The sequence below is a fragment of the Acinetobacter proteolyticus genome (assembly GCF_000367945.1).
Taxonomy (GTDB): Bacteria; Pseudomonadota; Gammaproteobacteria; order Pseudomonadales; family Moraxellaceae; genus Acinetobacter; species Acinetobacter proteolyticus.
Window position 1 is genome coordinate 1727156 of the sequence record NZ_KB849179.1, and the last position, 12195, is coordinate 1739350.

Below are 12195 nucleotides of genomic sequence, written 5' to 3' on the forward strand. Positions count from 1 at the left end.
TAAAGTTAATTAATCAGCAATTGCTACACTTTCCTGATCTTGTGTGATCTCAGGAACAGCTTGGATAAATGCTTGTAAATTTTGTCCATAAACAAAGGCAACCTGTGACTCAGAAAAATGTGCCCCCAACATTAATCCAAAAAATTTTGCCACGTTCTGGGTATGTCCAAAAATAGGTTTGCAGTACAAATAATGGTGTGCCTCGACTGGACTTTGCTTAAAAAACTGTTCCAACTTTTTGGCCACCTTGACATCAGCACCATCCTCAACCACCAATACAAACGGTTCTTCAGCCTGATACTGGGGTAAATCATCAATCCCCAGCTCTTTGAAAATTTGATCGATATTATTTTGGTTGCTAACCAACTTAAAAGTCTTTTCAGGTTGCAACTGCTCTAGCTGCACCGCAGGATTTGCCAGACAACTGCTGCTCACAAATTCTGCAGGGATATAAGCACTTGCTCCCCAAGATTTTTCATCAATAATTTCTTGATCAATTTCTGAATCTGCCGCAATGATCAATGAAATTTCATGGGCTTGGTTTTGAATCCGCTCAAGCAACTCCAGCAAATGTTGCTCAGTCGATGCCGCGCTGAGATAGTGATATTCGATATGGAATTTTTGTGGAATGATGCCAAGATCGTAAAAAATGGCCTGAATACTTTCATTGCTACTCAAGTCATTCCAGGTATGCACTACATCTTCAGACAATAAAATGTGCAGATTTAATTTATCTAAACGATACACTTGTTCCACCTGAATCGATTCATGCGCTTCATCATCCGAAAAGCCTGGATCAATCCATGCAGGGTGCATCCGGTATTCATGCAGATTTTGGCTTTCATAAAACAAACTAGACCGCTTTAAGTGGTCTGAAATCGAAGCCAAAAGTTCCGTGTGCTGTTCAATTTGATGATGGATCAAAGCCATGATGCGCTGCTGTCGAACCGACAAGAACTGCAATTCCTCATCATCTTCACTTTGGACCTGTTGGTCTAAGTCTGCAATGCGATAAGAAAGAATGGGGATGCCATGAAAATTCACCAGATCCTGATCTAACTGGGGACTGGTAAACTGCTTGATTCCATCCAGAATCGAATTATTTTCACCCAGTGCACTATATGCGCCTGCCGCATACAGATTCAGTTCTAACCACTTACTCTCCAGCACAATCGGCTGTGACTCAGTTGTGTTCTGCTCTGCGTTTTGTTCGGCCTGTAAAGCGTGTTGCTTTTTGTCTTTATGATGTTGATAAGCCTTATAGATTAACCAAGGTGACAGTAATACCAAGGTCATCACGACTGGCAAGATCAGGAAATAATTAATTAAATCGGCAGATTCTGGCTGATATTGAATATCACGCCAATAATAAACCACCACCAAGCCGACCAAGATAAAGCAACTGATGAGTGTGGCTAAAATTTTCTTCACCATTATGCGGCTCCTAAAAGTGCATAACGTGTTTCCGTGTTATGTTGTAATTGTTCGGATGGCATTAAAAATGCCCCTTGGCCCAGACCTACCTGATGCCCAGAATTTAAACAGATTGGATTGATTTCACGTTTATCTAAAATCAAACGTACATCAATAAACAATGTTGGGCTACACCATGTCTGGATCAGGTGTTTTAACTTTTTATTCAAAGGCTGCTCAGGCAGAAAAGCTAAATACTGCTCTCGAGATAATGGCCCAATTTGAATCTCGATTTTGCCATCAATTTGCTGAACCGTATCGCCACAAAAGGTATTCACACCGAGTAGGCTTGGATTGCTACCACCTAAGCTGGTCTTCTGCTCATCAGCCAGATGAAAGGTTTCTTTGACAAATTCTTGGATCTGAACCTGTTGATTAAACACACATGACAATACTGTTTTTAACGCATGTGCAGTATTGTTTTGCCCCTGCATCAAACCAGAAAATTCGGCAAAATACTCATCTAGATCTTGTTGTTGATGCTGAGAGCGAATATAGCCATTTAAGGCATGCAGAATGTCCAGATAATGATTGTCTTGTTCAATCTCATAACGCACTGCCAAGTTATAGGCCAAGCTGGCATCGACATATTTGGCTGTCAGCTTATGATTGAACAGACCTAAAAATTCTTTAATCTCCAATCGTTGCTGTCGGCTACTTTGTTTTAATTTATTGGTATAGGTATAAGGCAGTGCCCCTTGTGTCCCCGTGAGTCCTACCACCAAATTGGTTAAATGGACACGCTGATCTTGATAACTGAGTTCTTCAATTTCAGTCGCAGGGAAACTTAAACTAAATGAGGTGCCAAATTTAAAATCTTCAGACCACCCCTGTACTTGAGAGGCCTGTGGGTAATGGCGCAACAAGCGTGTGGATTGAATAAACTCAAATGAACCTGACTTTTTAAAAACTTGGTCGACTACAGAAGAGTCTTGCCACCAACGTTCTGCACGCATTGGTATATCTCCTGCTGGTTAAGACTGTCTTTGACGACCACATCAACAAAACTATTAATTTGAACCTTTAAATTAAAAATATGGCTTAATAACTGGCTGAAAATATAGAGACTATGTCCACGGAAAACGCTCTTATTCACCGAGAGCTCAGCCTTAACTCCACGAATGAACATCGGGAAAGGTTTTGCATTCATCAATTTATTGGTGGTTGAGAAGTTGAGCTGTTTCAATGCGTCAATCAATAAAATATTTTCTTTGGAATGCGGTAAGTTATATAAAGCCAAAAGCTCCTTCACATGGCTCAATGCATCCCCTTTCATTAATGCCAAGGTATTCAACGAAAGATGCGAAATAATGCGCCATTGCTCATTGCTGTTTTTATCAAAATGATAAGGTGATGTCGGACGCTTTAAAATCAAGGCACGTCTTGCCAAACTACTGTCATTTAAATTCAGAATATTATTGCTCTGACTTAATGCTTCATGCGGCAAATCACCATTGGAGCACAGCAAACGCGTACTAATAAAATCGGATTTGATTTCATAAGGTTTCAAATGCTTGGAAACAATCGAATACCCCATTTGCATGATTTTCGTCTGCGAAGGTAGATAATTTAAAGAATAGAAAAATTGAACCTTATCATTGTGATAATGACTCATTGCAAAAAAAGGCAATACAGGGAGATGCGTTTGCTCTTGATTGGTCTTTTCACGCACCATATTCATCTCAAGGATAGAATAGACTTGATACAACTCAGGATGATGCGCATCCGTGACCAATGGATATTGTAATTGGGTATGTGAAATCTTTTGCGGCTCGGCCTGCTTTTCAAACAGATTAATTGCCGGTGTGGTAAATAATTTAAAGTTAGCTATATTGAGTTCTGAATAATTACGGACCACGGCTTGATCATTCAAATTGAGTTTGAGATGAATCAAAATTTCAAAGCTGTTCTGCTGCTGTAATAATCCCTTAAGGACACTCAAATCCAAATTTAAGTAATTAAACTTCTCAGGGAAACAAAAATATTCCATCAATAAACGATAGGCATGATGGGTATGCTGATCAATCGGCAATAAACTTTCTTGCTCACTAAAGCCCATCACTTCAAAAGGGTTACTGACCTCAATGACGCGCGGCCCCACCCGAATTGCAAAACCCGTATCTTTACGAAAAATACTATCCAAAACTTGCAATGGAAAATTTGAAATCGCATCTAAATAGATCGGTAATTTTTCATCCAAAATCCATTGTTGAGCATCATTAAAGATTTCAAATTTCAAATTCAAGGTCGCATTTTGATTCAAATGCATATGCGTGCTAGGTGAAGTTTGAAACTCCAAATGGGTCAATGCAATCGGTAATAATCGAACCTCATTACTGGTATTAAACTCGCATTGCACGCCTTTAAAGCTACGTGACTTCAGCGCTGTTTTTTGCGGAATCAAATGTGCTTCAGTTAATTGTTTAAGTTTATTGGTATCTTCAAAACTGACCACTGTACATGCTGGGAAATGTCGTAGATATTGAGGAAACATCACCTCAAATAAAGAATGGGTAAACAGCTCATAGCTATCAGCTAACTTTTTATCAATCCGTGCAGCAATCAGTGAAAATGCTTGAATTAAACGTTCAATATGTGGGTCATCAATTTGTTCTTGGTTGAGCGATAGACGTTGCGCAATCTTCGGATATTTCTGCGCAAACTCTCGAGATTGTTGACCGAATTCTTGTAGTTGTTTTTCATAATACGGTAAAAGTTGCTCTATCACTGTTCGCTCACACTAAGTTCTGGCAGAAATAACATATTGTTGTGTTGTTGGTTTGAGTAAAGCATCGAAAAAAACAGGTTCATATAAGGGGTGGATATTTAAGTAAGCCTGAATACTTAAACACAGCGATCCCATGTTATGCCCATCTAATAGCATCTCAACTTTGATCTGCCTCAATCTCGGCTCATGTGCTGCTATAGACTGCTCAATCGATTGACAAATTTTATCTCGATCCAATGGATTCGCCGTCGATAAGCCTACGAAATCGATAATTCCAAACTGCAAAATTGATTTTTTTGCCAGCGGAAATTCATCCATATCTCGATCAAATTGTGCGATCCGACTATTCAACAAATCTTCCAAATCACGAGCAACAGACTCTCGTAACTGCTGAATCGACATCCCTCTTAAATAATCTTCTTGCTCTGGTACTAAACGATCAAATAATGTTGATCTGAATCCGTAAGGATATAAATGATCTAAATTCATTTTTATAAGAACAGAATATTGGAAAAATAGAGGCTAATAGGCAACTATTAACCTCTATTAGAAAATCACGATACTAATTACGCAGCATATGAAGCTGTGTTATTAGAAAGTGACCATTTCTTAGTAACAGCACCTTTCGCAGTACCGTTAATGTCTTGTTGGTTATAAGTCCACTCAACAGCAGCGTATTTCAAACCAAATGTTTCTGTTGGAACACCTTCTTCGTTTACAGTCGGTGTTACGCTAGAAACAAGAACATGTTTCAATTTGATTTGTAAGTACTTGATGCGCTTATCACCATTTGCACGATAGTAATCGATCTGTACTTCATCAAATGTATAACCTGCAGAACAAGCTTCCCAAAGTTTAGGACTAGTTGCATCCAAATCTTTAACGAAGATCATGTCTGAGTGCTCAACACGTTCAGCTGTATGGCCACCTACGCTACTAGAAGTCGCAGATTTAGGTTGACGAATGTTATGAGACCAAGAGTTAACTTCTAGCCAACCTTTGTGTTCAGAATCGCGAGATTCTCCGTCTACCTTGTACTTACCACGAAACTCAACATATATATCTTTCATTTAAAAATTACCTCTATTTTATTTAAAGTTATTATCTAGCTGATCTCATTGTTAATTTGAGGACTGAGGTAGTTCAGTCACGAGTCGTAAAGAAACAGACAACTCATCCAGCTGGAAATGTGGTCTTAAGAAAACCACAGACTTGTAGTGACCCGGTTGAGCTGGATCTTCTACAACTTTTACAGATGCCTCACGAAGCGGATATTGTGCTTTTGCCTCTTGAGATGCACCATCATCTAGCAAGACATATTGCGAAAGCCATTCATTTAAAAACGCTTCGACATTGCCTGCAGATGCAAAACTTCCCACTTTGTCACGCATCATTGCTTTTAAGTAATGTGCAATGCGCGATACCGCCATGATGTATTGGATTTGGCTAGAAAGTGCAGAGTTTGCATTCGCCGTATCACTGTCATATTTCTTTGGTTTTTGAGCAGACTGCGCACCAAAAAAGGCTGCATAATCTGTGTTTTTGCAGTGAACCAATGGAATAAAGCCTAGGTCGCTGAGTTCTTTTTCACGACGGTCTGTAATGGCAATTTCAGTTGGACATTTAAACACCACTTCACCATCTGAGGTTTTAAAGGTGTGTACTGGCAAGCCTTCAACTAAACCACCACCCTCAACACCACGAATCGCAGCACACCAACCATGCATATCAAAGGCATTGGTTAAACGTGTACCGAATGCATAAGCCGCATTCATCCATAAATAATCATCATGGTTTTCACCAGAAACATCTTCAACGAAGTTAAACCCTTCAGTTGCAGTACCTTCTTTCGGATGATATGGCAGGCGACCTAAGACGTGAGGCATGGTCAATGCGACATAACGAGAATCTTCGCTGTCACGGAAAGAACGCCATTGTACGTATTCAGCTGTTTCAAAGATTTTTGAAACATCACGTGGACGATCAATATCGGTGAATGATTCAAGACCAAGAATGCTTGGGCTTGCTGCCGAAACAAATGGCGCATGCGCTGCCGCTGCAACATGAGAAATTTGTTCCAATAAATACATGTCTGACGGTGTACGATCAAATTCGAAATCGCCGATCAACGCTGCATAAGGCGCACCACCAAATGAGCCATATTCTTCTTCATAAATCTTTTTAAACAAGGTACTTTGATCGAAATCTGTTGCACCTTGGAAGTCTTTCACCAACTCTTTTTTCGTCGTATTCAACATACGAATTTTAATCATCGAGTTAGACGGAGTTTCTTGGCAAAAATAGTAAAGACCACGCCACGTCGATTCGATGGTTTGGAATTGCTCATGATGCATAATCTCGCTCAATTGATTCGAAATTAAGGCATCAATTTCAGCAATACGCTTATCAATCGACAAGGTCATATTTTCAGAAACCGTAATTGTTCCTGCCATGACTTCTTTGGCCAATTCACCAATTAAGCTTTTTGCACGAACATGTTCATCATCATTACGGGCAATGCGGCTTTGTTCAACAATTGAATCCAGTAAATTAACCGATTCTGCTTCAACACTCGCTGCTGCAGCTGCTTGTAAATTACTCATTTTCAGCCTCCGCACTTAACTGACGGATCTGATCTGTATTTTTCAACACTTCATCTAGCAAGTCTTCCAAACGCTCACTGTTTGAAATCTTATTACGTAAATCAGTTAAACGTTCACGTGCTGCAACCAACTTACGCAACGGGTCAACCTGTTGAACCACTTGTTCTGGACGGAAATCTTCCATTGAGTTAAAAGTGAGGTCCACTGACATGCGACCACCTTCTTCCGTCAAAGTATTTTCAACTTGGAAAGCCGCACGTGGCGCTAAAGATTCCATTACTTCATCAATATTATCTAAATCGACATTGATAAATTTTTTATCTTTTAACTTGGTCTTTTCTAGCTCTGATGCAGCGGAGAAATCCCCCATCACACCCACAACAAAAGGGAGTTCTTTTGACTCTTTACCATCACCAACTTCGACATCATATGTCAGTTGTACACGAGGGGGACGTATGCGTTGCAGTTTCTTCTGTACGCTTTCTCTCTTTGCCATAACTTTTCACCCTTGATTATTATTTCAACGAATCGAATGGATTCGAACCTGTCTTTTGAACAGTATTTGGTTGTTTGCTAACTGTTGGTGTTACAGCCGTTTGACGTTTTACCGGCGCAACAGATTGAGTTACATTACTACGTGTTGGTTGAGTTGTACGTACTTTTCTGTTCGTTGTACGTCGCGTTGTGTTATTGGTCGACGTATTTCGTATTTCTTTCTTGATTGACTCATCTGTAATCGCCTTGCTCGTAGAGGTATCTGGAGCAGGTAAGGCAACACGAATACTGTCACTCAACTGTTTTGCTGGTGGATAAGTGAGTTCATTACTCAAATAACGCATTTCACTTGAGCGCATGTGTTGCAATGCTTCATTGGCAATTTGAACACTGGCTAAAAAAGTAACATCCGTTAAAGTCGTACCGCGCACATTTTGCTCTTGTAACTGCGTTGCTAGTTTTAAAGCATTCATCGGTTGCTTTAATTCATACATACGCATCGCTGCCTGAGCCAATAAATCGTTTACACGCGAAGCATTATCTTTGTCACAAACTTGTTGATAAATATCTAATAAAGCATGATCCGTTTGATTTACTGCCAACGGATTCTGTTTTAGACATTTACTTTTTAATTTAATTGGTTTTATTTCTTTATCATCAGCATAAGCTGAATTACCGATTAAACCTGCTGTTATACAAAGAATTGATATTACAATACCTTTTTTCAAAATATGCCTCGTCATTATTTAACTTATAATTGAAGAGCTGACAATTATTGTTAAAAAACCCTCTTACTCGTCAATTTTTGTACATTTACATCATTTCCGCGAATTTAACAAAAAAAACACATACAAAGTCAATACTAGTTACGTTTATTAACATTATTAAATTTTCATGACAGACATTCATGTAAAAAAAAACTTTAATCGAGTGCATTTTTTGTTTAAAAGTGACATTTTTTGTTGTAGAATAATCTGTATACTCGTATAGAGTTATGTTAAGTTTTTGATTTTATTCAAAAAATATTTCTAGCAAAAACAACGATACCAAGTTAGAACTCAGCAAATAGAACTTGGTATTTAAAAATTATTGTGAGTAATAAATGAGTAACTTAAAGGTTTTAATTACAAAACTATCACCTCCTACTCGTACTGCATTAGAAAAGTCTGCAAATTACTGTATTAACCAATTGAATTATGAAATTGAGATTGAACATCTATTTGTTGAATTACTAAATCAAAATATAGTCAATGATTTACATATTTTATTAAAAAAAAATAATATCTCTCCAGATGCCTTACTGACTGATTTAAAAGAAACCATTGCCTCTTTGCCTAAAGGTAATACTCGTACCCCCATCTTTGCAAAATCAATTGTTCGATTATTTGAGCAGGCTTGGTTGCTCGCTTCCGCTGAACAGACACCGATAATCCGTAGTAGTCATTTATTAATTGCTTTATTAACAGCTCCCGATTTGCAACAAATTGCTTTTAGGGCATCCAGTTTATTTGAACGCTTCCCGATCGATACCATGAAACACAAGTTTCTCGATATTTGCGGGAAAAGCAGTGAACAACCACAGGCTGAAGATTCAAGTCCAACCACGGAACAAACAACAGCTACCGAATCGACGGTGACAGCAGCAAAAACCCCTGCCCTAGATCAATACACAATTAATCTCACTGAAAAAGCCAAACAAGGCGGCATCGATCCTGTTATTGGTCGCGAATTTGAAATTCGCCTTATGCTTGATATCTTAATGCGCCGTCGCCAAAACAATCCGATTTTAACTGGCGAACCTGGTGTGGGTAAAACCGCTGTTGTTGAAGGCTTGGCCTTAAAAATTGCACAAGGTCTTGTTCCAGAGGCATTAAAAAATGTTCACCTGCATGTCTTAGACATGGGCTTATTACAAGCTGGCGCGAGTGTTAAAGGTGAATTCGAAAATCGCTTAAAACAAGTGATTCAAGAAGTTCAAGCTTCTGCACATCCAATTATCTTATTTATTGATGAAGCACACACCATGATTGGCGCTGGTGGTCAAGCCGGACAAAATGATGCTGCAAACTTACTCAAACCAGCTTTAGCACGTGGGGAGTTAAGAACCATTGCGGCAACCACTTGGGCTGAATACAAACAGTACTTTGAAAAAGATGCGGCACTCAGCCGTCGTTTTCAGGTGGTAAAAGTTGAAGAACCGACCGAAGATGTGGCGATCGATATGTTACGTGCCATGATTCCCGTCATGCAAAGTCACTTTAACCTACAGATTGATGATCAAGCCATCATTACCGCTGTTCAAGCATCGCATCGCTATATCAGTGGACGTCAACTCCCAGACAAGGCAGTGAGCGTACTTGATACCGCTTCGGCACGTGTTGCTTTGACACAAAACGCTCAACCCGTCATTCTGGATCAACTCAAAGCACAACAGCACAACCTCAAGTTAGAACATCAAATTATCAGTAACGAACATCAGCAGTTCCCTGTGCATCACGAACGTTTAGATGAGCTCAATCAACAACTGACAAGCTTAGAAAAAGAGATTCAAGCAACCGAAAGTAAATGGCAACAAGAACTTGCATTGGTTAAACAGATTCAAGCGCTGAATGCACAAACAGAACAAGACCATAAAGCACAAATCGCGACATTAAGAGCCGATTTAGCCCAATTGCAAGGCCAAACACCATTAGTATTTGAGCGTGTCAATGCACAGATCATCAATGAAATTATTTCTGATTGGACTGGTATTCCAGTTGGCAAAATGGTCAATGATGAAATCAAACAAATTCTAAGTCTTGAAGATAAACTTGGGGAACGCGTGATGGGGCAAGATTATGCCCTCTCCCAGCTGGTTCAAGGCATTAAAACCTCTAAAGCCAAATTAGAAGATCCGAACAAACCACAAGGTGTATTCCTGCTGGTTGGCCCAAGCGGAGTGGGTAAGACTGAAACGGCTCTTGCCCTAGCCAATGAGCTGTATGGCGGCGAAAATCACCTCATCACCATCAATATGTCTGAATATCAGGAAGCACATACGGTCTCATCGTTAAAAGGTGCCCCTCCCGGTTATGTCGGTTATGGTCAAGGTGGCGTTCTCACTGAGGCCGTTCGTCGCAACCCATACAGTGTTGTCCTGTTAGACGAAGTTGAAAAAGCCCACAGCGATGTACAAGAATTATTCTATCAAGTCTTCGATAAAGGGATGCTTGAAGATGGTGAAGGTCGTGTGATCGACTTTAAAAATACGACTATTTTGCTGACGTCGAATACAGGTTCAAGTGCCATCATGCAGGCCTGTTTAAATCAGCCTGTAGAAAACTGGCCACATGCTGAAGATTTGATTGAGCATTTGAAACCTAGTCTATATAAGCAGTTTAAACCAGCCTTTATTGGACGTATGCGAATCGTGCCTTACTTCCCACTGCATGATGAGTTGCTCATTCGCATCATTAAACACAAACTTGGAAAAATTGTTGATCGTATTGAAAAACAATATGCAACCAAGGTTCAGTATTCTGATGATTTAATCGAATTACTCCTAAACCGTTGTACTGAAGTGGATAGTGGCGCACGAAATGTGGACAATATCCTCAACTCTACCGTCTTGCCAGCTTTAGCAACTGAAATTTTGGTCGCTTTAGCTGAGCACAAATTGCCGAAGTTGATTGTGATTGATACCCAAGACGATGAAATTACCTATCAATTAGATCCAGTCGAAAAAGCAACCAAGAAACGTTCGAGTAAAAAAGCCAAAGCTGAAGTTTAAAATTTAAAAATTGAGCTAAATTTGTGATGCATATGGATATTTTATCTTTACTAACGCCAATTAATGAGCAGTCACCGTGCGGTGAGGATTACTCATTTTCAAATGAGTTCCACGCCATTAAAAAAGCAAAAACCCAAGATGATATATTACTTGATCAAGGGGATTGGGTGACTGAACCCAAACAGGCGGATTGGGACTTTGTCGCCAGCACGTCTATAGATTTACTGCAATCAAAAAGTAAAGATATCCGTTTGCTTACCTGGCTGTCTGAAGCTTGGGCAAATCTGTATGGCTTTGAAGGCATTAGCAAAAGTCTGGAACTCAGTCATCGCCTCTTGGAACAATATTGGTTAACCTTACATCCAGAAATAGAAGATGATGATTTAGATCAACGTATTGGCTTATTACAAGGTTTAATTAATCAGCTCCCTTTGCTGATCAAAAAGGTGTCATTAATTAACCATTCACCTTTTTATCATCTACTTGATTATGACAACTTTCTTTATCATGAGAACATTCGTCGTAAACAAAGTGATGATTATGAAGGCTCAAGTAGTCCAACCGAATTAGAGCAGTTTGAACAAGCCTTATCGAATACCGATAAAAACTTTCAGCGTCAAAATTACCAACATTTCAATGAAATCTTGCAACAATGGGCAACGCTGAAACAAGTGCTGGATGATTTGCTTGGTTTAGACTCTCCTAGTTTTGCTGCAATCGACTCTAGCTTAAATAATATTCATATTACACTGAAAAAGATTTATAAAAGCGACCAGTTTGATCAAAGCACTCAAACGGTCATTACTGAAATCGAAACATCGACCACGCCGATGGTACAACACGTGACGACACAATCTGCTGCACCTCAAAATCAGTTGTCCTTTCAGCCACAAGTTCAATCGCATGTTGAAAACCGTGAACAGGCGATGCGTGTGCTGCAAGAAATTGCCACTTATTTTCAGCAAAATGAACCGCATAGTCCTGTCAGCTATATGTTGCAAAAAACCATCAAATGGAGCCAAATGCCACTGCATGAGTGGTTAACTCAGGTGATTAAGGATGAACATCCTTTACAAATGCTACAGGACACCCTTGGTGTTCAGCCAAAGAATGAATATGAATAATTA

General features: G+C 39.5%; 10 protein-coding genes. 2 read left to right on the top strand and 8 right to left on the bottom strand.

The window, feature by feature from the left end; all coding sequences use genetic code 11:
* Nucleotides 1-9: 9 nt before the first annotated feature.
* The 8 genes from F993_RS08690 to F993_RS08655 form a co-directional block, all read right to left on the bottom strand.
* The gene (locus tag F993_RS08690; protein ID WP_004654753.1) at nucleotides 10-1434 is read right to left on the bottom strand and encodes a hypothetical protein; all 1425 of its coding nucleotides are present in this window, start codon (nucleotides 1432-1434) and stop codon (nucleotides 10-12) included.
* Complete coding sequence (gene tssG / locus F993_RS08685; protein ID WP_004654755.1) at nucleotides 1434-2429, bottom strand: type VI secretion system baseplate subunit TssG; 996 nt, start codon at nucleotides 2427-2429, stop codon at nucleotides 1434-1436. Before tssG ends, F993_RS08690 begins: the two co-directional genes overlap by 1 nt.
* Nucleotides 2393-4201: a type VI secretion system baseplate subunit TssF gene (gene tssF, locus F993_RS08680; protein WP_004654757.1), complete on the bottom strand. Its 1809-nt coding sequence runs from the start codon at nucleotides 4199-4201 to the stop codon at nucleotides 2393-2395. The genes tssG and tssF overlap by 37 nt, the downstream gene beginning before the upstream one ends.
* Before the next feature lie 12 nt (nucleotides 4202-4213).
* Complete coding sequence (tssE, locus tag F993_RS08675) at nucleotides 4214-4690, bottom strand: type VI secretion system baseplate subunit TssE (protein ID WP_004654759.1); 477 nt, start codon at nucleotides 4688-4690, stop codon at nucleotides 4214-4216.
* Nucleotides 4691-4767: 77 nt separating this feature from the next.
* Nucleotides 4768-5271, bottom strand: coding sequence for an Hcp family type VI secretion system effector (locus F993_RS08670; protein ID WP_004654761.1), 504 nt, complete (start codon nucleotides 5269-5271; stop codon nucleotides 4768-4770).
* Nucleotides 5272-5322: 51 nt separating this feature from the next.
* The gene (gene tssC / locus F993_RS08665) at nucleotides 5323-6804 is read right to left on the bottom strand and encodes a type VI secretion system contractile sheath large subunit (RefSeq protein WP_004654763.1); all 1482 of its coding nucleotides are present in this window, start codon (nucleotides 6802-6804) and stop codon (nucleotides 5323-5325) included.
* A complete protein-coding gene (gene tssB, locus F993_RS08660) occupies nucleotides 6797-7300 on the bottom strand; it encodes a type VI secretion system contractile sheath small subunit (protein ID WP_004654766.1) in 504 nt (167 codons plus the stop codon). The genes tssC and tssB overlap by 8 nt, the downstream gene beginning before the upstream one ends.
* Before the next feature lie 19 nt (nucleotides 7301-7319).
* A complete protein-coding gene (locus F993_RS08655; RefSeq protein ID WP_032812491.1) occupies nucleotides 7320-8027 on the bottom strand; it encodes a hypothetical protein in 708 nt (235 codons plus the stop codon).
* Between the two features lie 374 nt (nucleotides 8028-8401).
* On the opposite strand from F993_RS08655, the gene tssH reads away from it, so the two are divergent.
* Both tssH and tssA read left to right on the top strand, forming a co-directional pair.
* Entirely contained in the window at nucleotides 8402-11068 is a 2667-nt protein-coding gene (gene tssH, locus F993_RS08650) for a type VI secretion system ATPase TssH (protein WP_004654769.1), read from the top strand.
* A gap of 26 nt (nucleotides 11069-11094) precedes the next feature.
* Complete coding sequence (gene tssA, locus F993_RS08645; RefSeq protein ID WP_004654771.1) at nucleotides 11095-12192, top strand: type VI secretion system protein TssA; 1098 nt, start codon at nucleotides 11095-11097, stop codon at nucleotides 12190-12192.
* Nucleotides 12193-12195 lie beyond the last annotated feature (3 nt).